The sequence below is a fragment of the Streptomyces marincola genome (genome assembly GCF_020410765.1).
Classification (GTDB): domain Bacteria; phylum Actinomycetota; class Actinomycetes; order Streptomycetales; family Streptomycetaceae; genus Streptomyces; species Streptomyces marincola.
The window spans coordinates 2480497-2505596 of sequence record NZ_CP084541.1; the positions used below are offsets into that span (position 1 = coordinate 2480497).

20 protein-coding genes and 1 other RNA gene are annotated in these 25100 nt (G+C 74.3%); 4 read left to right on the plus strand and 17 right to left on the minus strand.

The window, feature by feature from the left end; genetic code table 11:
• Positions 1 to 27: 27 nt before the first annotated feature.
• The 4 genes from LC193_RS10440 to LC193_RS10455 all read right to left on the minus strand — a co-directional run bounded on the left by LC193_RS10440 (position 28) and on the right by LC193_RS10455 (position 3320).
• Complete coding sequence (locus LC193_RS10440) at positions 28 to 1314, minus strand: (2Fe-2S)-binding protein (protein WP_226073552.1); 1287 nt, start codon at positions 1312 to 1314, stop codon at positions 28 to 30.
• The gene (locus LC193_RS10445) at positions 1311 to 2216 is read right to left on the minus strand and encodes an FAD binding domain-containing protein (RefSeq protein ID WP_226073554.1); all 906 of its coding nucleotides are present in this window, start codon (positions 2214 to 2216) and stop codon (positions 1311 to 1313) included. The genes LC193_RS10440 and LC193_RS10445 overlap by 4 nt, the downstream gene beginning before the upstream one ends.
• A 244-nt stretch (positions 2217 to 2460) precedes the next feature.
• Complete coding sequence (locus LC193_RS10450; protein WP_086160282.1) at positions 2461 to 2751, minus strand: DUF3039 domain-containing protein; 291 nt, start codon at positions 2749 to 2751, stop codon at positions 2461 to 2463.
• A gap of 11 nt (positions 2752 to 2762) precedes the next feature.
• On the minus strand, positions 2763 to 3320 hold the full coding sequence (locus LC193_RS10455) for a YqgE/AlgH family protein (RefSeq protein ID WP_226073556.1): 558 nt from the start codon (positions 3318 to 3320) through the stop codon (positions 2763 to 2765).
• 128 nt (positions 3321 to 3448) lie between these two features.
• On the opposite strand from LC193_RS10455, the gene murA reads away from it, so the two are divergent.
• Positions 3449 to 4768, plus strand: coding sequence for a UDP-N-acetylglucosamine 1-carboxyvinyltransferase (gene murA, locus LC193_RS10460; protein ID WP_226073558.1), 1320 nt, complete (start codon positions 3449 to 3451; stop codon positions 4766 to 4768).
• A 135-nt stretch (positions 4769 to 4903) separates the two neighbouring features.
• Here murA and LC193_RS10465 read toward each other — a convergent pair whose 3' ends face one another.
• From LC193_RS10465 to LC193_RS28970, 8 genes are all read right to left on the minus strand, one after another.
• A complete protein-coding gene (locus LC193_RS10465; RefSeq protein WP_077061107.1) occupies positions 4904 to 5185 on the minus strand; it encodes an HU family DNA-binding protein in 282 nt (93 codons plus the stop codon).
• 456 nt (positions 5186 to 5641) lie between these two features.
• Positions 5642 to 7045: an NAD-dependent malic enzyme gene (locus tag LC193_RS10470; protein WP_226073560.1), complete on the minus strand. Its 1404-nt coding sequence runs from the start codon at positions 7043 to 7045 to the stop codon at positions 5642 to 5644.
• A gap of 374 nt (positions 7046 to 7419) precedes the next feature.
• Complete coding sequence (locus LC193_RS10475; RefSeq protein WP_226073562.1) at positions 7420 to 9783, minus strand: HelD family protein; 2364 nt, start codon at positions 9781 to 9783, stop codon at positions 7420 to 7422.
• Positions 9784 to 10001: 218 nt separating this feature from the next.
• The gene (locus tag LC193_RS10480; protein ID WP_226073565.1) at positions 10002 to 11315 is read right to left on the minus strand and encodes a uroporphyrinogen-III synthase; all 1314 of its coding nucleotides are present in this window, start codon (positions 11313 to 11315) and stop codon (positions 10002 to 10004) included.
• 109 nt (positions 11316 to 11424) lie between these two features.
• A complete protein-coding gene (locus tag LC193_RS10485; protein WP_226073568.1) occupies positions 11425 to 12822 on the minus strand; it encodes a nitrate/nitrite transporter in 1398 nt (465 codons plus the stop codon).
• 339 nt (positions 12823 to 13161) lie between these two features.
• Entirely contained in the window at positions 13162 to 14115 is a 954-nt protein-coding gene (locus LC193_RS10490) for a DUF1015 family protein (RefSeq protein ID WP_226073570.1), read from the minus strand.
• Between the two features lie 70 nt (positions 14116 to 14185).
• On the minus strand, positions 14186 to 15427 hold the full coding sequence (locus LC193_RS10495; protein WP_226073572.1) for an ATP-grasp domain-containing protein: 1242 nt from the start codon (positions 15425 to 15427) through the stop codon (positions 14186 to 14188).
• Positions 15428 to 15460: 33 nt separating this feature from the next.
• The gene (locus tag LC193_RS28970) at positions 15461 to 15595 is read right to left on the minus strand and encodes a hypothetical protein (protein WP_264086266.1); all 135 of its coding nucleotides are present in this window, start codon (positions 15593 to 15595) and stop codon (positions 15461 to 15463) included.
• 214 nt (positions 15596 to 15809) lie between these two features.
• Between LC193_RS28970 and LC193_RS10500 the strand changes: the two genes are divergently transcribed.
• Both LC193_RS10500 and LC193_RS10505 read left to right on the plus strand, forming a co-directional pair.
• Complete coding sequence (locus tag LC193_RS10500) at positions 15810 to 16736, plus strand: helix-turn-helix domain-containing protein (protein WP_226073574.1); 927 nt, start codon at positions 15810 to 15812, stop codon at positions 16734 to 16736.
• Between the two features lie 23 nt (positions 16737 to 16759).
• A complete protein-coding gene (locus LC193_RS10505) occupies positions 16760 to 17974 on the plus strand; it encodes a helix-turn-helix domain-containing protein (RefSeq protein WP_226073575.1) in 1215 nt (404 codons plus the stop codon).
• 15 nt (positions 17975 to 17989) lie between these two features.
• Here LC193_RS10505 and LC193_RS10510 read toward each other — a convergent pair whose 3' ends face one another.
• A complete protein-coding gene (locus LC193_RS10510) occupies positions 17990 to 18949 on the minus strand; it encodes a LysR family transcriptional regulator (protein WP_226073576.1) in 960 nt (319 codons plus the stop codon).
• Between the two features lie 222 nt (positions 18950 to 19171).
• On the opposite strand from LC193_RS10510, the gene LC193_RS10515 reads away from it, so the two are divergent.
• Complete coding sequence (locus LC193_RS10515; RefSeq protein ID WP_226073577.1) at positions 19172 to 20530, plus strand: MFS transporter; 1359 nt, start codon at positions 19172 to 19174, stop codon at positions 20528 to 20530.
• Here the strand turns inward: LC193_RS10515 and LC193_RS10520 are convergent.
• From LC193_RS10520 to LC193_RS10535, 4 genes are all read right to left on the minus strand, one after another.
• The gene (locus tag LC193_RS10520; protein ID WP_226073578.1) at positions 20517 to 22418 is read right to left on the minus strand and encodes a penicillin-binding transpeptidase domain-containing protein; all 1902 of its coding nucleotides are present in this window, start codon (positions 22416 to 22418) and stop codon (positions 20517 to 20519) included. The two genes, LC193_RS10515 and LC193_RS10520, sit on opposite strands and share 14 nt — an antisense overlap.
• Before the next feature lie 546 nt (positions 22419 to 22964).
• Positions 22965 to 23335, minus strand: a transfer-messenger RNA (tmRNA) gene (gene ssrA, locus LC193_RS10525).
• 77 nt (positions 23336 to 23412) lie between these two features.
• On the minus strand, positions 23413 to 23898 hold the full coding sequence (smpB, locus tag LC193_RS10530) for an SsrA-binding protein SmpB (RefSeq protein WP_086160270.1): 486 nt from the start codon (positions 23896 to 23898) through the stop codon (positions 23413 to 23415).
• A gap of 43 nt (positions 23899 to 23941) precedes the next feature.
• Positions 23942 to 25060 carry a S41 family peptidase gene (locus LC193_RS10535; RefSeq protein ID WP_226073579.1) on the minus strand — a complete coding sequence of 373 codons (1119 nt, stop codon included), beginning with the start codon at positions 25058 to 25060 and terminating at the stop codon, positions 23942 to 23944.
• Between the last annotated feature and the right edge of the window lie 40 nt (positions 25061 to 25100).

Genomic DNA, 25100 nt, shown 5'->3' on the forward strand with positions numbered 1-25100 from the left:
CGGCGGCGTCGGTGGCCTGGTCGTTCATCACATGCCTCCTGCCGGGGGCCCTGACTGGTGCGGAATGCGGGGCGCGCGCTCCTGCGGCCCGCCGTGGCCTGCCTCGTCGCCCTGGTCCTGGGCGCCCGCCCCGGCGGCGGCCCCCGCCGCCCCGGCGCCCTCGGCCCCCTGCCCGTCGCCGCTGCCGGAACGGGCGCCCGAACGCTCCTCGACCACCGCGCGCACCGCGTCGAGCACGCCCCGGTAGCCGGAGCACCGGCACAGGTTGCCGCACAGGGCCTGCCGGGTCTCCAGCTCGCTCGGGGTGTGGTTGCCCTGAAGCAGGTCGTGCACGGTCATGGCCATGCCCGGCAGGCAGAAGCCGCACTGGACCGCTCCGGCCGCGAGCGCCCGTTGCACGTCGGACGGCGATCCGTCGGCGCTCAGGCCCTCGACGGTGCGGATCTCGCTGCCCGCCGCCGTCGCGGCGGGCACCAGGCAGGCGGCGACGAGCCGCCCGTCCACCTGCACCGAGCACGCGCCGCACTCGCCCTGCGAGCAGCCGTCCTTCGCGCCGGCCAGCCCGAGCCGCTCGCGCAGCACGTACAGCAGGGACTCGCCGATCCACGCGCCGGAGACGGGCCGCTCCACGCCGTTGACGTGGAGCACGTACGCCACCTCGGGGTGCTCGCTGCGGCTGCCGCCCGGCACCGCCTCGACCGGCGGCGCGAGCTCCGTCTCGCCCGCCTCCGCCGGGTGAGGCTCGCCCGGGTCCTGCGCCGGCCACGGGGCCGGGTCCTGGGCAGGCCGCGGCGCCGGGTCCTGCGCCGGCCACGGCGCGGGGGCGTGCGCGTCGTCCCGCGGTCCGTCGTCGCCCCGGCCGGGCGGGGGCGCCCCGCCGGGCGGGCGCCGCGCGCCGGCCAGGGCCGCGGCGGCGCCCTGGCCCATCGCGGCGGCCCGCGCGCCGGGCGGCTGGCCCGCGCCGGCGGCGCCCGCGGGCAGGCCGCCGGCGAACGCGTCGCCCGCCCCGGCGTGCGCGCCGGGCGCGCTCGGGGCGCCGGCCGCGCTCTGACCACCCGGTGAGGTGAACGGCATCGTCCACTGCCCGGTCGCGCCCGGGTCCATGGTGGCCTCGGCGGTGACCGGCGTGGCCGCGGGGCTGGCGATCTCGGGGGGCTGGAAGCCGTGCCCAGGGGCCGCGAGCGGCTCGCCGCCCGAGCCCTCCGGGTAGCCGCCCGGCAGCTCTATGAACGCCGTGGCCTCCGCGTCGTACTCGCCGCCCCAGCCCGGTTGCGGGCCGAAGGCGCGCGGCTCCGGCTGCTGATCGTTGCTCATGCGAGGGCCCTTCCGAGTCCACGGCGGGCGAGTGTTGCCACGGTACGCCTCAAATGCAGCACGGCGGGGGGTAGTTGGACGGGATCGCCGCCATCGGCCGGAACTTCCGGGTCGGGAATGCACGCCATGCCGACGTAGTCGCCGAACGCGGCGAGCGCCTCGGGCGCCAGCCCCCGCCGCCCGTCCCAGTCGATGAGCGAGGCCACCCAGCGCTCGGCGTCCAGCGGGCGCAGCGGCATGGGCGCGACGGCGCCGACCGCGCAGCGCACCTCCCGGTGCACCGGGTCGAGCACCACGGCCACCGAGGCGACGGAACGGCCAGGCCCCGTGCGGCTGGTCGCCTTCAGGAACGTCTGGGTCGCGTGCAGCAGCGGCACCCGCACGTGGGCGAGCAGTTCACCCGGCCGCAGCCGGTCCCGGCCGGCCAGCAGGTTGCCGACGGGGATCTGCCTGCCCTCGCCGTCCGGGCCCGCGATGAGCAGGGTCGCCTCCAGGGCGGCGAGCACCGGCAGCGTGTCCCCGGCGGGGGCCGCGGAGATGATGTTGCCGCCCAGCGTCCCGGCGTTGCGCACCTGCGGGGGGCCGGCGGATCTCGACGCGGCGGCCAGCGCGGGGATCAGCGCGGCGAAGTCGGGCCGGCTCATGCGGGAGTGGGTCAGGCACGCGCCGAGCAGGGCGTGCCCGTCCTGGTAGGCCCAGCCGCGCAGTTCGGCGAGCCGGGAGAGACCGACGAGGGCGGCCGGGCGCAGCAACCCGGCGTTGACGCCCGCCATCAGGTCGGTGCCTCCGGCGACGGGCACGGCCGCGGGCACTTCCGCCAGCGCGGCCACCGCTTCGTCGAGCGTGGCCGGGAGCGCGACGAGCCGGTCCGTACCCGGTGCATGCGGTGCGTGCGTGCTCAATCCAGCTGCCCCTTTCCGGTCGTCCCGGCCGCCGAGCCGTACGGTACGTGCTCCGGGCCGCGACGTGGCAACTCTGGCATAGATTCCCGCCCCGCCGACGCGGGGGTGGCCCGGCCGTCCACCGGGGGTGGGAGCCGCGGGACACGCGCCGCGGGCAACTCACACGATCAGGGCATACAGGAACGCCCCGGCCCGCCGTCGCGGCGGGACCGGGGCCCGGGACCGGCCGGGCGGGGCGTGCGGGCTACTTCTTGCCGCCCTTGCCGCCGTCCTTGCCGCCGCCGAACGAGCCCATGGACTCGTAGATCTCCTTGCAGGTGGGGCACACCGGGTACTTCTTGGGGTCCCGGCCCGGCACCCAGACCTTGCCGCAGAGCGCGACGACGGGCGTGCCGTCCATCGCGCTCGCCATGATCTTGTCCTTCTGGACATAGTGGGCGAAGCGCTCGTGGTCGCCATCGCCGTGCGTCGTCTGCGGGGTGGGCTCGACGAGCGTGCCGGTGCCCGCCCCGCGCTCGGGCTCAAGAGTGCTCATGGGTACCCAGCCTAATTGAGCGACGGGTCGTCCGGGTATGTGGCGAGCAGGGCCAGAGTGCCGTGCTGCCGACGCAGAACGGCACGCCACAGCCCTTCGGGCTCCGGCGCCGAGACGTCGCCGGGCTCGGAGTCCACGACGTACCAGGCCCCCTCGTCCAGCTCGCTCTCCAGCTGGTCGGGGCCCCAGCCCGCGTATCCGGCGAAGACCCGCAGGCTGCCCACCTCGGCGGCGAGCACCTCGGGAGGGGCGTCGAGGTCGACGAGGCCGATCGAGCCGTGCACGCGGCGCCAGCCGAGCGGCCCGCCGCGCGGCACGACGGCGAGCGCGAGGGCCGCGTCCAGGGCGACGGGGCCGCCCTGGAAGACGACACCGGGCTCGCCGGCCAGCTCGGCCCAGGGCTGGAGCACCTCGGAGACCCCGACGGGGGTCGGGCGGTTGAGGACGACGCCGAGAGCGCCCTCGCGGTCGTGGTCGAGCATCAGCACCACGGAGCGGTCGAAATTGGGGTCGGACAGTGCCGGGGTGGCCACCAGCAGTCGGCCGGTGAGCGAGGACGCCTCGGTCATGGGGCCATGATTCCGCATGAGCGGGGTACTCGGGAACGCTCTTCCGGGCCCGCCCCGGGAGGCGGCCGTGACCGGCGCACTACCATTCCGGTTGGTCGCGCATCCCTTCGTTTCAGATCGTGAGTCCCATGACCGACGACGTACTCCTTGTCCACGGCGGCACCCCGATCGAGGGCGAGATCCGGGTCCGCGGGGCGAAGAACCTGGTCCCCAAGGCGATGGTGGCCGCGCTGCTCGGCAGCGCGCCGAGCAGGCTGCGCAACGTGCCGGACATCCGCGACGTGGGCGTGGTGCGCGGACTGCTCCAGTTGCACGGCGTGACGGTCCGCAGCGGGGAGGAGCCGGGCGAGCTGGTGCTCGACCCCTCGCGCGTCGAGAGCGCGAACGTCGCGGACATCGACGCGCACGCGGGCTCCTCCCGCATCCCGATCCTGTTCTGCGGGCCGCTGCTGCACCGGCTCGGGCACGCGTTCATCCCCGGTCTTGGCGGCTGCGACATCGGCGGCCGGCCGGTCGACTTCCACTTCGACGTGCTGCGGCAGTTCGGCGCGGTGATCGAGAAGCGGGCGGACGGGCAGTACCTGGAGGCGCCGCGCGGCCTGCGCGGCTGCAAGATCAGGCTGCCCTACCCCTCGGTGGGCTCGACCGAGCAGGTGCTGCTGACCGCGGTGCTCGCCGAGGGCGTCACGGAGCTGTCGAACGCGGCCGTCGAGCCGGAGATCGAGGACCTGATCTGCGTGCTCCAGAAGATGGGCGCGATCATCTCGATGGACACCGACCGCACGATCCGGATCACCGGCGTGGAACGGCTCGGCGGCTACACGCACCGCGCGCTCCCCGACCGCCTTGAGGCCGCCTCGTGGGCGAGCGCGGCGCTGGCCACCAAGGGCAGCGTGTACGTGCACGGCGCGAGCCAGCGGGAGATGATGACCTTCCTCAACGTGTTCCGGAAGGTGGGCGGCGAGTTCGAGGTTGACGACGCGGGCATCCGCTTCTGGCACCCCGGGGGGCCGCTGAACGCCATCGCCCTCGAAACGGACGTGCACCCGGGCTTCCAGACCGACTGGCAGCAGCCGCTCGTGGTCGCGCTGACGCAGGCGTCCGGCCTGTCGATCGTGCACGAGACGGTGTACGAGTCGCGGCTCGGCTTCACCAGCGCGCTGAACCAGATGGGCGCGCGCATCCAGCTGTACCGGGAGTGCCTGGGCGGCACGCCCTGCCGGTTCGGGCAGCGGAACTTCCTGCACTCGGCCGTCGTCTCGGGGCCGACGCCGCTCCAGGGCTCCGACCTGGTCATCCCCGACCTGCGCGGCGGGTTCTCCTACCTGATCGCCGCGCTCGCGGCGCAGGGCACCTCGCGCGTGCACGGGATCGGCCTGATCGACCGCGGCTACGAGAACTTCGCCAGGAAGCTGGAGGACCTCGGCGCCAAGGTCGAACGCCCGTAGGCCCCGGAGGCGTTCCCGACCGGGAACACGGCAGGGAGCACGTGGGGCCGCCGGGCGCGACGGCACGACGGCACATGACGAGAAGGGGTGGCCCTCCGGACGGAGGACCACCCCTCGCGGTGTGCGCGCCTCGGGTCAGTTGCCCTTGGCGGCCTCCTTGAGCTTCGAGCCCGCCGACACCTTCACGCTGTACCCGGCGGGGATCTGGATGGGCTCGCCCGTCTGCGGGTTACGGGCGGTCCTGGCGGCGCGGTGGGTCCGCTCGAAGGTCAGGAAACCCGGAATGGTGACCTTCTCGTCCCCCTTGGCAACGACCTCCCCGACCGTCTCGGCAAAGGCCGCCAGCACAGCGTCGGCGTCCTTCCGAGTCACCTCGGCGCGCTCGGACAGAGCGGCCACCAGCTCACTGCGGTTCATAATTTCGTACTCCCGTGTTCATCTTGCCAACGAGGCGTGAGATCGAAGCCGATGCTGCCAGGGCCCACCGACAGTCCCGGGTACCGGGTCCGTCTTCCGTAAAACCCCTCGCCCGGGTACGCATCCTGCCCCCACCAGTGGCGGGAAGGCCAATCAGCACCAGCGGGGTCACACGAAGAGTGCTCGTCTCCTCGCCGGCAACGTTCCCGAGGCTTTGCCTCCTGGTCACCCTAAGGGGCAGCCGCGCGGCGCCCGCAATCGACTCGCCTAGGCCCTGCCGTCCGGATCTTGGTGGACACGGCCGCGGCATCCACCGGGAGCGGGGCAGGGGGCGCCCCCCGCGCCGCGTCGCGCGGTCGCGGCCCGGGCCATTCACACGCGCGCGGGCGCGGGGCGGCCGGGGCCGCCCCGCGCCGTCCGCGCGGTCGCGGTGCCGGGCGCGGTGCGCCCGGCGGGTCAGGAGGCCTGGGCGGCCGACCTGACCGCGCCCGCGACGGCGCCCGAGACCTTCTCGTTGAAGACGCTGGGCACGATGTAGTTGGCGTTCAGCTCGTCCTCGCCCACGACATCGGCCAGGGCGCGCGCGGCGGCCAGCATCATGTCGCTGCTCACGGTCTTCGACTGGGCGTCGAGCAGGCCGCGGAAGACGCCGGGGAACACCAGCACGTTGTTGATCTGGTTGGGGAAGTCGGAGCGGCCGGTGGCCACCACGGCTGCCGTCTGCCGGGCGACGGCCGGGTCGATCTCCGGGTCGGGGTTGGCGAGCGCGAAGACGATGGCCTGGTCCGCCATCGCGGCCACGTCCTCGGCGCCGAGGACGTCGGGCGCCGAGACGCCGATGAACACGTCCGCGCCCACCACGGCTTCCCGCAACGTCCCGGTGACGCCCTCGGGGTTGGTGTTGTCCGCGATCCAGCGCAGCGGCGAATCGCCGTCCGCCGCGACGAGATCGCTGCGCCCGGCGTGCACCACGCCGTGGATGTCGGCCACCACCGTGTGCTTGACCCCGGCCGCGATCAGCAGCTTGAGGATCGCCGTGCCGGCCGCGCCCGCCCCCGACATCACCACGCGGACCGAGCCGAGTTGCTTGCCGACCACGCGCAACGCGTTGTGCAGCGCGGCGAGCACGACGATCGCGGTGCCGTGCTGGTCGTCGTGGAAGACCGGGATGTCCAGCGCCTCGCGCAGCCTGGCCTCGATCTCGAAGCAGCGCGGCGCCGAGATGTCCTCCAGGTTGATGCCCGCGAAGCCGGGCGCGATGGCCTTCACGATCTCCACGATGGCGTCGGTGTCCTGGGTGTCCAGGCACAGCGGCCAGGCGTCGATGCCGGCGAACCGCTTGAACAGCGCGGCCTTGCCCTCCATCACCGGAAGCGCGGCGTGCGGGCCGATGTTGCCGAGGCCGAGCACGGCGGAGCCGTCGGTGACGACCGCGACGCTGTTGCGCTTGATCGTCAGCCGCCTGGCGTCCTCGGGATGCGCGGCGATCTGCGTGCACACGCGCGCGACGCCCGGCGTGTAGATCATCGACAGGTCATCGCGATTGCGAATCGGATGCTTGGACGCCATCTCGATCTTGCCGCCGAGATGCATGAGGAACGTCCGGTCGGAGACCTTGCCGAGCGCGACCCCCTCGATCCCGCGCAGTTTGGTGACGATCTCGTCCGCGTGCGCGGTCGACGTCGCCGCGATCGTGACGTCGATCCGTAGTTTCTCGTGCCCGGACGCGGTGACGTCGAGGCCGGTCACCGAACCACCGGAGGATTCCACGACGGTGGTGAGCTGGCTCACGGCCGTGCCGCTGACCGGAACCTCCAGCCGGACGGTCATCGAATACGAGACACTGGGCGCCGTTGCCATGAGTCGACTTCCTTCACTTTCCCGATATCGCCCCCCAAGTCGCTGTCACCTTACGAGAGGCGACCGGTACGACGAAAGCCGGATCGGGAGGCCCGCGAGACCATTACGACCACAAGTACGACTAAACGTACGACCAGCGGGAAGTGCGGTGAGCGGCGGGGGCGGGCCGGGGGAAGCCGGAGAGCACGAACATACGCCCGCGGGGGACCCGCGGGCGGAAGCTGAGGACGCCGACCCGCCAGCTCGCCTCGCGGCAAGTGGTCGCTCGTAGCGACTATGGTTGGGCCCGGGGGCATGGAACGGGCCGGCGCCAATTCCAGGCTACCGCACTCACGCCCCTGGTCAACCGGCAACAAGACGCAGGTCAGAGCCGGTCAGGAGGCATCCGCCGGGACGGGCGGCCCGTCCCCCGCGGGAACGAGCAGCGCGGGCACCCCGTCGGCGCCGGGCCGGTCGGCCGGTCCCGAGAGCACCGTCAGGCGCTGCGTGGCGCGGGTGAGCGCCACGTAGAGCACGCGGGGGCCCGCCGGGGACTCGCCGGCGATCTCGGCGGGCGCGACGACCAGGGTGGCGTCGTATTCGAGCCCCTTGGCCTCCAGGCTGCCGAGCACCACGAGCCGTTCGTCGCCGCCGGTGCGCCCTTCGCCGCCGTCCGCGAACCAGCCGGCCGCCAGCTCCCTGCGGGCCATGGGAACGATCACCCCGACCGTGCCAGGCACATCGCCGAGCAGCCGGCCGGCCTCCGCGCGCACGGCGTCGGCCGTCTCCCCGCCCCACCACGCGTCCTCGCCCGGCGCCAGGACCGTGGTGAACCGCGGCTCCACGCCGGTCTCGCGCACCGCGCGCGGCGGGCGCGCGTCCGCCGCGGCGCGCCGGCGCACGACGTCGGCGACGCGCGCGATCTCGGCGGGGTTGCGGTAGTTGACCGTGAGCTCGAACGTCCTGCGGGACCGGCCGCCCAGCACCGCGTCCTTCTCCGCCGCCGCCTCCTCGGGCGCGTACCACGAACTCTGCGCCGGGTCACCGACGATCGTCCAGGTCGCCTGTCTGCCCCTGCGGCCGACCATCCGCCACTGCATCGGCGTGAGGTCCTGCGCCTCGTCGACGATGACGTGCGCGTAGTCGACCCGCTCCGTCTCGCGTTCCCGCGCCTGCCGCGCCCCGGCCATCCGGTCCGCGTACGTGGTGACCTCAGCGAGCCCGGTCAACTGGTCGAGCGGGTCGGCCTCGCGCGGGCGCACCGGCTTCGGCGGTGTGCCGAGGATGCCGCGCAGCTCGTCGAGCAGCGCCACGTCGTGCGCGGAGAGCCCGCCGCCCTCGGGCGTCACGCGGCGCAGCGAGCGCGCGACCGCCTGGACGCGGCCGTGCGGCAGCAGCCGCCGCGCCCAGCGGGCCAGCCGCCGTTCGTCCGCCATCGCGCGGAGCACGGTGAGCGGGGTGATCTCCGGCCACCAGGCGTCGAGGAAGGCGAGGAAGGACTCCTCGGTCCCGATGTCCTCGTTGAACGCCTCGCGCGCCTCGGCCGCCAGCGCCGCGTCGGGGTAGCGCCCGGCGGCGGGCGACGCCTCCCACAGCGCGTCGAGCAGCAGCCTTCTGGCGCGCGGGCGCAGCAGGTTGACGGGTGCCGTGCCGCCGAGGGCCTGCTGCCTGACGCGGTCGAGCGCGGCCTTGTCCAGCTCGACGCGGCGGCCGAAGGCGACCACGCGCAGCTGTTTCGGCGCCCCGGGCGCCTGGAGCACACCGCGCGCCGCCCGGTGCAGCACGCGCGCCATGACGGCCGAGCCCTTCACGTGGGCCACGGCCTGGTCGTCGTAGGCGTCGGCCGTGACCCCGTCGACCAGCGAGCCGAGCGCGCGGATGGCGACCTGGCCCTCCTCGCCGAGCGCGGGCAGCACGCCCTCGGTGTACGAGACGAGCAGCGGGGTGGGGCTGACGACGAGGATGCCGCCCGCGTACTTGCGCCGGTTCTGGTAGAGCAGGTAGGCGGCGCGGTGCAGGGCGACGGCGGTCTTGCCGGTGCCGGGGCCGCCGGTGACCTCCGTGACCGACCCGGCGGGCGCGCGGATCACCTCGTCCTGCTCGGCCTGGATGGAGGCGACGATGTCCGTCATGCGGTGGCCGCGGGCCCGGCCGAGCGCCGCCATCAGCGCGCCGTCGCCGATCACCGGCAGCTCCGCGCCGTCGCACAGCGCCCGCAACTCCGGGCGCAGCAGGTCGTCCTCGACCCCGAGCACGCGGCGGCCCCTGCTGCGGATGACGCGCCGGCGCACGACCCGGCCGGGCGCGACCGGTGTGGCCCGGTAGAACGGCGCGGCGGCCGGCGCCCGCCAGTCGATGACCAGCGGCACGTAGTCGGCGTCGAGCACGCCGAGCCGGCCGATGTGCAGGGTCTCCGCGATGTCCGCGACCCGGGCGCCGTCCTCCTCGCGCACCGCGTCGTCCGCGGGTTCGACCGAGGTCTGGGCGCCGTCGGGGCCGCGGGTGCCGTCCTTGCCCGCGAGGAGGTCGATGCGGCCGAAGAGGAAGTCCTCGAACTCGTTGTTCAGGCGCGCCAGGTGGCGCCCGGCGGTGAACACCTGCGCATCGCGCTCCGCGAGCGCCCCCGGAGTACCGATCTGGACCCGGCTCGCGGCGTCCGCCATCAGGTATTCGGCCTCGTCGATCTTCTCGGCCAGCCGCCGGTAGACGGTGTCGAGATGCCGCTGCTCGTCGCGAATCTCCCGGTCCCGCACGTCCAACGCTTTCGGCCCCCTTCTGACGGTCGGCAGGGCAGCGGTCCACCGTACGTCAGGCCGGGGCCGCGCGCGCGGCCCTGACACGTGCGCCCGGCGGCCGGTGCCCCACGCTCCCCGGCGCCCGCCGCGGAGCACCGCGGATCGGCACGGACCACCGGGGGAACCGAAGAGTACCCGCACCCTCCGACAGCCGCGGCGGTCCGTGACGGCCGCCCGCGCCCTCAGTCCCCGTACTTCTCCCCGCCGGGCGCCGCGTCCAGCGCCAGCCGGTACCCGCGTTTGACGACGGTGTGGATCAGCGCGGGCACGCCGAGGGCGGTGCGCAGCCTGGCCATCGCGCTCTCCACGGCGTGTTCGTCGCGGCCCGCGCCCGGCAGCGCGCGCAGCAGTTCCGCGCGCGGCACGACCCAGCCGGGACGCCGGGCGAGCAGCCGCAGCATCGCCATGCCGGCCGGGGGGACGGGCCGCAGCTCGCCGTCGACGACCACGGCGTGCCCGCGGATTTCGAGCGACCGTCCCGCGACGGGCAAGGGCTGTGCGCGGCGCGGGAGTTCGGTGCACAGCAGCTGGACGAGCGGGCCGAGCCTGAACCGCTCGGGCTGGCGGGTGGGCACGTCGTGGGCCTGGAGCGGCAGTGCGGTGACCGGGCCGACGCAGGCGGCGAGCACGTCGTTGCGCAGCGCGGCGAGCAGGTCGTCGCGCACGCCGCGCTGCTCGGCCCGCCGCAGCACCGAGGCCGCGGCCGGGGCGCTGGTGAACGTCACGGCGTCAAGCGAACGGCTCACGACCGCGTCGATGAACCGGTCGAGCGGCGCCAGGTCCTCGGGAGGCATCCACCGGTAGACGGGCACGTCGACGACCTCGGCGCCCGCCTCGCGCAGCGCCTCGATGAAGCCGGGCAGCGGCTCGCCGTGCATCTGGAGGGCGACCCGGCGCCCGGCCACTCCCTCCTCCAGCATCCGCTGGAGGACCTCGGCCATGGACTCGGAAGCGGGCGACCAGTCCTCGGTCAGCCCCGCGGCCCGCACGGCCCCGCGCACCTTCGGGCCGCGGGCCAGCACCTCGGCGGTGCCGAGGGTCCGCAGCAGCTCCTCGCCGAGCCCCCAGCCGTCGGCCGCCTCGATCCAGCCGCGGAAGCCGATGGCCGTGGTGGCCACGACGATGTCGGGGGCGTGGCCGATGAGGGCGCGGGTGGCGTCGAGGAGCTGGTCGTCGTCGGGCAGCGGAACGATGCGCAGCGCGGCGGCGTGCTGGACCTCGGCGCCGCGCCGCCGCAGCAGCGCGGACAGCTCGTCGGCGCGCCGGGCCGCGGTGACGCCCACGGTGAAGCCGTCGAGCGGCCTGATGTCCGTCGTGCGCCCGGGGCGCGCGGCGTCGGCCGGCCGCGCGCCCCCCGCAGCGTTCAGGTCCCCGTCCCGGGGCCGTTCTCCCGCCGGGTCCCGCCGCCCCGGTTCGCCCGGCCGCTGCCGTTCGTGCCGTCGCGCCTCGTCGCCAGGGTCCTTCCGCCGGGTCGCCGCCGTGTCCGCTGTGCCCATCCGCTCCGCCCAGGGTCGTGGTGCCGTGCCGCCGAGCCTGTCAACGCTCGATGACAGGCTCGGTGCTCCATGATTTCCCGGGCGTTACGCCCGCTCACCGCCGCGCCGCTCACACTCCCACGTACGCGTGCCGTTCCTCGGCGCCCTCGCCGGTGCCCGCGCCGCGCGCGACAGGCCCCGCCGGGCGCGCGGGGCGGCGCAGGTATACGGCCCAGGTGACCGCGAAACACGCGGCGTAGAAGACGAGGAACGAGGCGAACGCCCCCGTGCCCGTGCCGGTGGCCTGGAACGACTGCCGGAAGGCCAGGTTGATGCCGAGCCCGCCCAGCGCGCCGACGGCGCCGATGAGCCCGATGGCCGCGCCGGACAGGCGGCGGCCCCAGGCGTCGGCGTCCTCGCCGGTCAGGCCCTTGGCCAGCGCCTTGGCCCGGTAGATCCCGGGGATCATCTTGTACGTCGAGCCGTTGCCGAGGCCGCTGAGCACGAACAGGGCGATGAACCCGACGAGGAACACCGGCAGCGACTCGGCCGCCGAGGCGACGATCACCACACCGGTCGCCGCCGCCATGCCCGCGAAGGTGGCCAGGGTGATGCGGGCCCCGCCGAACCGGTCCGCCCAGTACCCGCCGAGCGGCCGGATGAGGGAGCCGAGCAGCGGCCCGATGAACGTGATCGACGCGGCCTGGAGCGGCGTGCGGTCGAACTGGTTCTGGAGCACCAGGCCGAAGGCGAAGCTGTAGCCGATGAACGAGCCGAACGTGCCGATGTACAGGAACGACATGATCCAGGTGTGACCGTCCCTGACCGATTCCCGGGCGGCGCCGGTGTCGTTCCTGACCGGTGCGAGGTTGTCCATGTAACGCCAGGCGAGGAACGCGGCCAGGACGATCAGCGGCGTGTAGACCGCGAGCAGCACCCGCGGCTCGCCGTCGCCCGCGGTCGCGATGACCAGCAGGCCGACCAGCTGGATCACCGGCACGCCGATGTTGCCGCCGCCCGCGTTCAGGCCCAGGGCCCAGCCCTTCTTGCGGAGCGGGAAGAAGGAGTTGATGTTGGTCATGGAGGACGCGAAGTTGCCGCCGCCGACGCCGGTGAGCATCGCGACCAGCATGAACGTCGTGTAGGAGGTGCCCGGCTCCATCACGAGGAACGCCGCCGCCGTCGGCAGCAGGAGCATCGACGCGGACACCACCGTCCAGTTCCGCCCGCCGAACCTGGCCACGGCGAACGTGTAGGGCACCCGGACCACGGCCCCGACCAGCGTGGCCACCGAGACCAGGAAGAACTTCCCGGCCGCGTCGATGCCGTACTCGGGCCCCATGAACAGCACGAGCACCGACCACAGGGTCCAGATGGAGAAGCCGATGTGCTCGGAGATGATCGAGAAGAGGAGGTTGCGGCGGGCGATCCGCTCGCCCTTCTCGCGCCAGAAGCGCTCGTCCTCCGGGTCCCACTCGTCGATCCAGCGGCCCCCTCGTCGGGTGGCGGCGGGCTCGGGAACTGTCATGGCGCCTCCAGCGATGGTCGGGGGTCGTGCTCCGCCCGAAGGTAGGGAGGCCGCGTTTCGGCCCTGTGGCGTGAGGTGACACGAACGAAACCTTGCTCTCACCAGGGGGCGGGACCCGCCGTGAGCGGCCCGGCGCGGCCCCGTCGGACGGCCGCGCGGCGGGCGGCGCCGGGCGGCCGGGGGACCCGCCGGGCCGCGCTCGCCCGGCCGGGTGAGGCGCCGGGCCGCGCGCGCCGGAGCGCGGGCAGCCGCGGGCGCCGGGCGCGGACCGCGCACGCGCGGACGCCGGCGGGCTCGCAGGGGGCGCTGGCGGGGCGCAACGGACGGCGGCGGACGGGCTCAGGCGGACGGCAGGCGGCCGATCCTGCCCGGCAGGGGCAGCGGCCCCAGGGACGTGCTCTTGGGCGGCATGCCGGCGCCGCTGGCCGCGCCCGACCAGATCTGCTCCCAGGTCGGCGGCGGGAGGATGAGCCCGACCTCGCCCGGGCCCGGGTGGTCGCTGGTGTAGCGGGGCGCCGCCTGGATGCCCTGGTCCTCGCACAGCACGGGGATCAGCACGTGGTCGCTGATGGCCGCGGGCAGCTCCACCCACTCGGGCGGCAGGAAGCGCAGCCGGCCCGCCATCGCCGCGGGCGATATCTCGGACAGCGACCACACCCGGCCGCCGCCGGTGAGCAGGAACGTGCCGGGCCGCGGCGCGGGCGGGGCGCCGGGCGGGTGCAGGTCGACGCGCGCGATGCCCGCCGCGGTGCGCACGGCCCGTTCGATGTCGAGGCCGGGCACGACCCGGTGCGTGGCGGCCAGCGTCAGCGGGTAGTGCCTGTGGTCGACCACCAGGGCGAGCAGCCGGTCCGCCACCGCGCCCGGGTGGGCGCGGTGCAGCCGCCGCGCGGCCTCAAGCCGGTGGTGGCCGTCGGCGAGCAGCACCGGCGGCAGGGCCGGCGGATGCGCGGTCCAGGTGGCGGCGCAGGCCCACAGGCGCTGCGTGCCGCCCTCGGGCGTGACCAGCTCCTGGTCGGCCGGGCCCGCGATCGTCTGCTCGATGCACGCCTCGAACGGGCTCAGGTCGGGCGCCGCGAGCAGCAGGGGCTCGATGCTGCCGCCGCGTTCCTTCAGCAACCGCGCCTGGAAGCGCACATCCGCGTCCGCGACCTGCTGGTGGCGCAGCACGTGCCCGCTCTCCACCCCGTGCAGGCCCAGGGCACCGATGACACCGCGCTGTTCGACACGGCCGAGCACGTCGCGGCGTTCCAGCACGTAGTAGCTGGGGCGGCCCAGCGGGCGGGCGAGCACGCCGTGGAAGGGGAGGAGCAGGTCAGTCCGTGGGGCCGGGGTCCTCGGCGGGACCAACTCGGGGAACTGCTCAGGCGGCAGAGTGCTCCTCCTCCTTCGCCTGTTCCGGCACCACGACGGGCCGCAGGGTGTCCTGCGCCTTGCGCAGCACGGCTTCGAGTTCCTGCGGCCCGTCGGCGACCGCGGTGACGAAGCCGTGGTGGAAGCCATGTCCGGCGACCCGGCTGGTGGTCTCCGGAACATGGCTGCCGGGGAGAACGTGCACCTCGACGTTCGTCACCCCCGGCACGGCCCGCGCCTCCTCGACGCCTTCCACGGCCTGGACGCGGCCGGGCGGAAGGCGCAGGAACCGCGTGCCCGCGTGCCCGCCGCCCCGCCGCGGCGCGGGCGCCGGCAGTTGGAGGACGGACGCGATCGTCAGCGCGGCGATGTCCGTTCCCGTGGCGAGCAGCAGCAGATCACTGACGTGGTCGGCGCCCGGGTGGGCGTGCGACTCGATGAGCCGCGGCCCCCGCGCGGTCAGGACCACCTCGGTCTGCGACGGGCCGCTGCGCTGGCCCGCTGTGGTGAGGGTCGCGATGACGAGGTCGTGGATCTCACGGACGGTGGCCGGGTCGAGATCGGCGGGCAGATCGTAGCCGGTGGCCGCGCAGTCCTCGTCGCACGCGTTGTACTTCCTGGTCACGGCGAGCACCGTGTGGCGGCCCGCCGCCGAGTGCGCCTCGACGCTGTACTCGGGCCCGTCGAGGTACTCCTCGACGATCAGGGCCGGTTCGTAGGGCAGCTCGGCGGCCAGGAGCATCGCGTCCGCGGCTGAGCGCAGCAGGTGGACGTCCTGGCCGCCGGAGCCGGTGCGCGGCTTGGCCACGCACGGGAAGCCGACGCGTTCGGAAACGGCGACCAGGTGGGCGGCGCGGTCGCAGTGCTCGAACCGGACGGGGGCACCGGTGAGCTGGTTGACCTTGCCACGCAGGGTAGCCTTGTCCGTGAGGTACGCGACGGCCGCATGGGGGTTGCCGGGGAAGCGCAGCGCCTCGTTCGCACGAGCGGCGCTGAGCGCGCTCGGCTCCGTGAAGCCGAAGACCGCTGCCCTGGCGGGGAGGTGGGCGAGGTGACCGATGGCCATCATCAGTCGCGGGTGGTCGGACCAGTCCACGGTGAGGGCCTCATCGGCCACCGCCACGGCCTCCCTGACGGCGGGCGCCGACAGGTCGGGGGCGAGCAGCAGGGTGCGCGCACCGACGCCGCGGGCCGCCTCGACGACGGCGCGACGTGGACTGAGCAGGACCGCCAAGGGAGCCTCGGGCGTCATCGTGCCGCCTCCTCACCCTCGCGGACGGCCGGATCAGAACCAGGTGTTCAGCGGGCCGACCGACTTCGGCGCGCCGGCCGCGTCGTGCGAGGACTCCGCGCTGGCGACCCCGGCGGTGCCCGCCGTGATCAGGAAAGCTGCGACGACGCTGAGAACAAACTTCTTCACGGGTTCCCTCTTCCGTGTCCACATAGGCGAACATGAGTGGCATGTTGGCCCAATCATGCTCACGAGCTTTCACCAGGAAGTCGATAGAGTCGCTGTGGCATCATCTCGCCTGTCAGGTTGACGCCAAGGGGCTGGCTGTTGTCGTTCAAGGAAGAAGAGCGTGCACGAATCCGGCGAAATAGACGCAGCGGCCACCCGAGTTTATCGCCTCCGTGTGATCCACCCCACGGATTCCGTGGAACGGATAGCGGCCAGGTCCGGCCTCAGCGCCGAGGAGGTGGCCGACGCCGAGGCGCGCCTCTTCGCCCTCGGCCTGCTCCGGCCCTCGCCGGGCGGCGGGCGGGTCGCCATCAGCCCGGAGAGCGCGGCGGACGCGCTCCTCGCTCCGCTTGAGCAGGACATCCTGCAACGGCGCATCGCCATGGCCACGACACGCGCCCGCCTCCACTCGCTTTCCGGGGACTACCTGGAGGCGCGCAGTATGCGTTCGGCGAAGACCATCATCGAAGTCGTCGAAGGCATCGACAACATCAGGGCCGTCATCGACGACCTGGCCCGCACCTGTGTGAAATCCATCGACGCGCTGACCGCGAGCCGCCCCACCGAGGAGGCGATCCGCGCCTCGACCCCGCTGGATCTGGAGCAGTTGGAACGCGGGGTGCGCACTCGCCGCGTGTTCCAGCACGCGGCGCGCAAGCACTGGACGAGCATGCAGTTCCTCGAAACGCTCGCGGGCGCGGGCGCCGAGGTGCGTACCGCCAGCGCGCTGCCCTCGCACCTGCTGATCTACGACCGCAGTTGCGCGGTGCTGCCGCTCGATCCGCAGCAGACGGCCGCGGGCGTGGCCCTGGTCCGCGACCCGGCCGTGCTCAACTTCCTCCAGCAGCTGTTCGAGCACTACTGGGATCGCGCCCTGGACTTCGCCGAGTCGGAGCAGCGGTCGGGCGCCGAGCCGACGGGGGTCGACCGCGACGTGCTGCTGATGATGGCCGCGGGCAAGAAGGACGAGGCCATCGCGCACCAACTGGGCATGTCGCCGCGGTCGGTGAGCCGCATCGTGGCCCGGCTGATGGACCGGCTCGGCGCCGAGAGCAGATTCCAGGCGGGCGCGCGGGCGGCCCTGAACGGCTGGCTCTCCTGAACGGGACGGAAGGGGGCCGCTCCGTGGCGGACGGCAGCGCGGGAGGGAACCGGGCCCGGCCCGGGGCCGGACACCCGGCCGGCGAGGCGAACGGCGAGGGCGGCGGTGCGATCGGCGGGGAGGCCAACGGCGTGGCCGGCGCGGCGTTCGACCGGGCGCCGGCCCCGGCGTTCGACGGCCCGCCGGGCAGCGGCCCGGCGGTCGGCGGCGCGCGGCAGGACGGCGGGGCGGTCGGCACCGCGCCGACGGCGGCGTGGGAGGACGAGGACCTCGATCCGGCGACGCTGCGCGTCTACCAACTGCGGGTGACGCATCCGACCGACAGTGCCGAGCAGTTGGCGGCGCGCGCCGCGCTCACCGCGGCGGAGGTGGCGCGCGCCGAGGACCGGCTCTCCCACCTCGGCCTGCTCCAGCCCTCGCCGGGCGGCGGCTGGGTGGCGGTCTCCCCGGAGAGCGCGGCCGAGTCGCTGCTCGCCCCGCTGGAGCAGGAGGTGTTCGAGCAGCGCATCGCGATGGCGGCCACCCGCGAGCAACTGCTGGCCCTGTCGGGCGACTACGTGGAGGCGCGCAGCCTGCGTTCGGCGCGCAGCAGCATCGAAGTCGTCGAGGGCATCGACAACATCAGGGCCGTCATCGACGACCTGGCCCGCACCTGCGCCGAGTCGCTGGACGCGCTGGTGCCGGGCGGCGGGCAGTCGGACACGGCGATCAGGGCCGCGACGCCGCTCGATCTGGAACTGCTGGCCCGCGGCATCCGCGTCAGGTCGCTGTTCCAGCACAGCGCGCGGCGGCACCGGGGCACCGTGCAGTACGTGCGCACCATCCAGGCCGCGGGAGCACGGGTGCGCAGCGCGGGGGTGCTGCCCTCCCGGATGCAGATCTACGACCGCGCGTGCGCCGTACTGCCGCTCGACCCGGCGCGCTCGGCGGCCGGGGCCGCGCTCATCCGCGACCCAGGCGTGCTGACGTTCCTGTGCCGGATCTTCGACCACACATGGGCGGAGGGCAGCGAGTTCACCGAGGAGGAGGGCACGGGCCCGGGGGAACCCCCGGCCGGTCTCGAACGCGAGGTGCTGCTCCTGCTCGCGGGCGGCCTGACGAACGACGACATCGCCGCCCGCCTCGGGATCTCGCAGCGCTCCGTGAGCCGCGTCGCGGCCCAGCTCATGACCCGGCTCGGGGCGGCCAACCGGTTCCAGGCCGGCGTGCTCGCCGCCCGCAACGGCTGGCTCACCTGAGCCCGGCCACCGGGCTCAGCCGTGCAGACGCATATCGGCCTCCGGCATCCAGTACCCGTCGGGCCGCCGCAACCAGCCTCGCGCCGCCGCCAGTTCGCGTGCCGCGGCGATCAGGGCCGCGAGCCCCGGGTGGCGCAGTCCGCGGCGCCACACCATGGCGACGGGTGACAGCGGCACCGGGTCGACGAGCGGGCGCAGCGTCATGCCCGGCACGCCGACGAACTCCTCGCTCGCCAGCACCGTCCACCCCTGCTTGACCACGACCCGGTTGAACTCCGCCTCGCCCTCGATCTTCGGGAACGGCGGCGCCACCCGGATGTCCCTCCCCTCGAACAGGCGGTGCGCGTAGTCCGTCCACTCCGTGGTCTCCTCGTTGCCCGCCGCCGCGTACAGAGTGCTGCCGGCGAGCGCGGCCAGGGGCACCCGCGGCAGCGCGGCCAGCGGGTGCGCGTCGGGCAGGAGCACGGCCAGGCGCTCCCAGCGCACGAGGTGGTGGTCGAGCCCGGCGCGCAGCGCGGGCGCGAGCCCCGCGACGCGGCCGAACGACACGTCGAGCACGCCGGCTTCGATCTCGGCCGCGGCGCGGGCCAGGCCGCTGTGGAACCGCGCGACGAATTCGAGCCGCGGCGCGGCCTCCCGTGCCGCGACCAGCACCCGGTGCCCCGTCGCGACCCGGGCGGCGACGTCGACGACCAGCGGGCGGGCCTCGTCCCTGTCCACCTCGCCCGCCAGCTCGTCGTGGGCGGCAAGCACGCGGCGGACCGCGGGCAGCAGCCGGCGGGCCTCGGCGGTGAGGGCCACGTGCCGGGTGTCGCGCGTGAACAGCGGCGTGCGCCACTCCCGTTCCAGCCGCTTGATGTCCCGGCTCAGGGCCTGCTGCGCGACCAGGAGCCGGGCGGCGGCCCGGGTGAAGTGCAGTTCTTCCGCGACCGCCACGAACGCGCGCAGCAGCCGCGGGTCGGTGTCGTGCGGCACGGTCCCATTCTCCCCGCCACGTCCGACGCACCGCGCACGCGTGTGCGTCGGAGGCCGAGGCCGCGGGTGATGACCGGCGCTGGCGACGCACCGCGCACGCGTGTGCGTGCGAGGGCGTCGTCGATGCAACGGACGCCGTACGTCGATTCACCGCGCACGCGTGTGAATGCCGCCCGATCAGGTGTTGGACCCGCTCGGGGGAACGCGGCGAGGGTGGTGCGCATGCCGCATCCGACCGACTCCGCGCCGCCGCGCCTGCTGCTGACCGTCACCGGCGGGCAGTTGGTGGCCGCCGCACCCGCCGACCCGGCGGCGGCCCCCGCCCCGCCCGCCCGGGGCGTCCCGAGGGCGCGGCCGTCCCGCGACGGCCGCGCCGCCGGGCGCCTCGCGCCCTACGCGCGGCTGTTCGCCACGCCCGGCACCCGGGCCTTCGTGCTGCCGGGGCTGCTGGCCCGGCTGCCCGCGGGCATGTTCGGTGTCGCCGCCGTCATCATGCTCACGGCCCACCGCGACTCGTACGCGCTCGCGGGCGCCGTGGTGGCCACGGGGCTCGTGGCCTCCACCGTGTGCGCGCCGCTGATCGCCCGGCTGGTGGACCGGTACGGCCAGGCGCGGGTCGCCGTGCCGGCCGCCGCCGTGACCGCCACGGGACACCTGGGCCTGATCGCGTGCGTGACGCTCGACGCCCCGGTGTGGGGCTGGTTCTGCGCCCAGCTCCTCACGGCCGCGCAGCCCAATCTCGGGGCCATGTCACGCGCCCGGTGGGCCCACCTGCACCGCGGCACGGCGGCCGAGGCGGTCGAGGCCCGCCACACGGCGAACGCGCTCGAACAGGCCATGGACGAACTGTGCTTCATGGGCGGCCCGATGCTGGCCGCCGTGCTGTGCACGGCGCTGTTCCCCGAGGCGGGGACGCTGACGGCGGCGCTGCTGATGCTCGGCGGCACGCTGGCGTTCGCAGCGCGGCGCGAGACCGAACCGCCCGCCGTCCGGCGCGCCGCCCCCGGGCCGCCCCCGCTGCGCACCCGCGGCATACCGCCGCTGCTGGTCACGTTCCTGTGCGTCGGCTCGCTGTTCGGCGCGATGGAGGTGGTGACCGTGGCGTTCGCCGACGAACGCGGCCAGCAGGCGTGGGCGGGCGCGGTGCTCGCGGCGCAGGCCGCCGGGTCCGCGGTCGCGGGACTGCTGTTCGGCCTGCTGCGCCCGCGCGGGGACGCCAGGGCGCGCTTCACGCGGTGCGTGGCGGCCATGGCGGTCCTGATGTCGTTGCTGCCCCTGGCCGCGCGCGCCGAGTCGCTCGCCGTGCTCGCGCCCGTGCTGCTGATCGCCGGGATGGCGACGGCACCGACGATGGTCACCGGCATGACGCTGATCCAGCGGGTGACGCCGGCCGAGCGGCTGAACGAGGGCATGACGCTCGCGGTGGCCGCGCTGCTCGGCGGCATCGCCGTCGGATCCGCGAGCGGCGGCGCGCTCGTGGACGCCCACGGCGCGGTCGCCGCCTACCTCCTGCCCATGTCGGCGGCCTGCCTGGCCGCGTCCGTCGCCGCCGTCACCCGCGGCCGTGCTACAGCGCGTTGAGGAAGTCGGCGGCGAGCGGTCCTGCGTCCGAGCCGCCCGAGCCGCCGTCCTCCAGCATCACCGCGAAGGCCAGGTCCCGTTCGGCCAGGTAGCCGATGATCCAGGCGTTCGTGGACAGTTCGCCGTCCTCCGCGTGGAACTCGGCCGTGCCGGTCTTGCCGTGCGGAACGCCGGGCACCCCGTTCAGCGCGGTGGCCGAGCCGTCCGTGACGGTGTCCCGCATCATCGACCGCAGCGCCTCCAGCGTGTCCTGGCTCAGCGCGCCCTCGGCCTCGTACCGCTGCTCCACCGCGTCGGGCACCAGCACCGGCTGCCGGAACGCGCCCTCCGCGACGGTGGCCGCGACGGACGCCATCACCAGCGGGCTGGCCTGCACCCGGTCCTGCCCGATGAGGGAGGCGGCCAGCTGGTTCTGCGTCTCGGTGGCGGGCACGCTGCCGTCGAAGGTCGCGGCACCGACGTCCCACGTGCCGCCTATGCCGAACGCCTGCGCGACCTCGCTCATCCTGTCGTGCCCGAACCGGTCGCGGTTGTCGATGAACGCGGTGTTGCAGGAGGACGTGAACGCCTCGCGCAAGGTCGTGCCGGGGCCGAGCTCGAACTCGTCCTGGTTCTCGAAACGCTGGCCGTCGACCGTCACGTACTGGGGACAGCCGAGCACCTCGTCCGGCGTCGCGCCGTCCTCAAGCAGGGCCGCGGCGGTCAGCACCTTGAACGTGGAGCCGGGCGCCAACTGCCCTTGCAACGCGCGGTTGAACCCGTCGGCCGGCCAGTCGGCCGACGCCAGGACGTGGCCCGTCGACGGCTGGACGGCGACGATCGCGCCGTCGCGCCCCAGATCGGCGAGCGCCGTCTCGGCGGCCTGCTGCACCCGCGGGTCGAGCGTGGTGCGCACCGGCTCGCCCGGCTCGCCGCCCTCCTGCTCGTGCAGGGTGGTGACGGCCGCGCCCGACTCGCGGTCCGCGATCACGACGGCCGCGGCCGGGGTGCCGGCCAACTGCTCGTCGTACCGCTCCTGGAGCCCCGCGGTGCCGCTGCCGGTGTCCGGGTCGACGGCGCCGACCAGGGACCTGGCGGCGTGCGGCAGGGTGCGGGTGCCCTCCTGGAGCTGGAGCCCCTCCACGGCGCGGAGGGTGTCCGCGTGCTCCTGGAAGTCGGCGTCCCGCAGCGTGATCACCGGCACGGCCTGATCGGGCTCGGCCGCCTCGACCCGGTCGGCGAGCGCGCCGGTGTCGATGCCGGCGTCCAGCCCTTCGAGCGCCTCGTAGGCCGCGTCCGCATCGGTCAGCCGCGCGGGCCAGACGCTGATGTCCCACACGGGTGAGGGGCCGGCCAGCTCGCTGTCGTCGGCCGCGAGCACCGGTGCCCGTTCCGCCTCCTCGACCGACAGCACCAGCGTCTGCCCCTCGGCCAGCTCGGGGTGCACCAGGTCGGACCCCCAGCGCACGGTCCACTCCTCGCCACCGCCACCGCCACCGTCACCGCCGGCTGGGACCATCACGGCGGAGGAGTCGTAGGACCACTCCCCCGCGCCCGGCAGCGTGAACGTGGCGGTGAAGGGCACCGTGACCGCGTCCTCCGCGTCCTCACCGTCCGTGTCCGCGGGCTCGCCCGAGACCTCGAAGGCCGCGGACTCGGCCCGCATGTTGCTCCGCACGGAGTCGAGCAGCGACGCGGCGGCCTCGGGATCGTCGGTCAGCCCGGCCGCGGCCTCCAGATCACCGGCCGCCCAGGCGTCGAGGAACGCCTCGGCCTCCTCGGCGGCCCGCTCGGCCCGGTCGTCGTCCTCGCCGCCGCCCCGCACCAGCAGAACGACGACCACTGCCAGCACGACGGCCACGGCCGTGCCTCCGATGAGCGCGCTCCGGCGCGCACGATTCCCTCCCATGCGTCGCACCTTACCCCCGGGCACTGACAGAGAGTAGCGAAGCCTCCTGTGACACACGTCCCAAAAGCGGACAACTGACCGCAGCCACAACACGAAACGGCACGGACCGGTAGGGGTGCGGGGCACGGGGCGCGGGTGGCGAAGCCCCCGCCCGCGAGGCGAAGCCGAGCACAAACGACGAAGGCGACGTGGTCCGCGCTGTCCGCGGGCACACGCCGCCTGTCGCCAAAGGGGGGCGCGGGTGGCGAAGCCCCCGCCCGCGAGGCGAAGCCGAGCACAAACGACGAAGGCGACGCGGTCCGCGCTGTCCGCGGGCACACGCCGCCTGTCGCCAAAGGGGGGCGCGGGTGGCGAAGCCCCCGCCCGCGAGGCGAAGCCGAGCACAAACGACGAAAGCGACGCGGTCCGCGCTGTCCGCGGGCACACGCCGCCTGTCGCCAAAGGGGGGCGCGGGTGGCGAAGCCCCCGCCCGCGAGGCGAAGCCGAGCACAAACGACGAAGGCGACGTGGTCCGCGCTGTCCGCGGGCACACGTCGCCTGTCGCCTTCGTGGAGATGGCGGGAATCGAACCCGCGTCCAACGGAGCGGAAGGAGGGCTTCTCCGAGCGCAGTCCGCTGCGATTTTCTCGGCCCCGGAGATCACGCGGACAAGTCTCCGACGGGCTCAGTCACTGTGTGTTGTCCCTCAGGCTCCCGTGACCGAAGCCGTTGGTGAGTTCCCTAGCTGATGCCAGACACCGGGGCGGGAACGCCCCCGGGCTGACACTTCGCAGGTCGCTGCTCAGGCAGCGAGGGCGAAGGAATCGCGCTTTTGATTGGCGATTATTTTTTTGCGACACGTGGTTAACGAGATCATTGCCGCGTTCCTCGGCTCGCTTCCCCTGCTTCGACATCCGCTGTCGAAACCGATCATCCCCATGTTTTGTTAACAAACAGCCCGCTTCGGACATTCCCCGCCCAGTGGCGGCCTCAGCGGTCCGCTCTCCAGTATACGTCAGGCCCGCTGCCTGCGGCGAGCTGCCGACATCGCGCGCTCGGCCTCCCTGCGGTCCTGCTTCTCCCGCAGCGTCTGCCGCTTGTCGTACTCGCGCTTGCCGCGCGCCAGCGCGACCTCGACCTTGGCCCGGCCGCTCTTGAAGTACAGCGAGAGCGGCACGAGTGTGAGGCCCGTCTCCTGCGTCTTGCCGATCAGCTTGTCGATCTCGGCACGGTGCAGCAGCAGCTTCCGCTTGCGCCTGGCGCTGTGGTTCGTCCACGTGCCCTGCGCGTACTCCGGGATGTGCACGTTGTGCAACCACACCTCGGCCCCGTCGAGCTGCGCGAATCCGTCGACCAGCGAGGCGCGCCCCTGGCGCAGCGACTTCACCTCGGTGCCGGTCAGGACCATCCCGCACTCGTACGTGTCCAGGATCTCGTAGTCGTGCCGCGCCTTCTTGTTCTGCGCGATGAGCTTGCGCCCGTCCTGTTTCCCCTTAGCCATGACCCGTCCACTCTACTGGCCGGGGCCGCCGCGGGCCCGCGAGTTATCCGCCGGACGCGAGCCCGTCCAGCACGGCGTACGCCTCCGCCTCGGCGTCCTCGCCCGAGGCGACCGGCAGATCGGGAACGATCCCGCCGTCGTCGACCGTCCGGCCCGAGGGCGTGGCGTAGTGGCCGACCGTCAACTCGGCGACGGAGCCGTCCGGCTGCTCGCTCGGCATCTGGACCGTTCCCTTGCCGAACGTCCGGGAGCCGACGACCACCGCGCGGTTGCGGTCCTGGAGCGCGCCGGTCAGCATCTCGGCCGAGCTCATCGTGCCGCCGTCGACGAGCACCACCAGGGGGCGCGCGGTGTCGCCGCCCGGCTCGGCGTGCAGCGCCTCCTGGCGGCCGTGCACGTCGTAGGTGGCGACGAGCCCGCCGTCGAGGAAGACGCCCGCGGCCTCGGCGGCCTCGGCCAGCAGCCCGCCGCCGTTGCCGCGCAGGTCGAGGACGACGCCGTCCTCGGGCGGCAGCGCGGCGACCGCGGCCCGCAGCGCTTCGGCCGAGCCGCGCGTGAACGTGCTGACGTGCACGCGGGCAGCGCCCGGCACGCCGCGGTCGACCGTCACGGGCTCGACGGAAAGCCGGGCCCGTTCCACCTCGGCCGTCCAGGCGCGCCCCCCGCGCGCGAGGCCGAGCAGGACCGTGCTGCCCGGACCGGCCTCGGCGGGCCGGTCGCTGCCGCGCAGCCGGCCGACCGCGTCCGTGACGGGCCCGCCGTCGAGGGCCACGCCGTCGATCGTGCGGATCTCGTCACCGGCCCGCACGCCGGCCCGCTCCGCGGGGCTGCCCGCGTGGACCTCGCTGACCTCGATGCGGCCCGCCGAGGTCCTGACGACCGCTATGCCGGTGCCGACGTACTCGCCGTCGAGGCCCTGCGCCAGCGCCGCGTACTCCTCGGCGGAATAGGCGGACGCCCAGCGGTCCCCGCTCTCGCTCACGAGTTCCCCGGCGTCCCCCGTTCCCGCGGCGTCCCGGTCCGCCCGCGGCTCGGTGCCGCCGGCGGCGTCCGGCCACGCGCCGGTGGCCGCACCGGTCATGAGCACTCCCGCGAAGACGAACGCGAGAGCCGTCCCGCGCCGTGCGGCGCGGGACGGCTTGTCGTGACACGGACGTGACATGGTGCGGAGTGTAGGACACAACCCCGGGGCGTACGCGAGA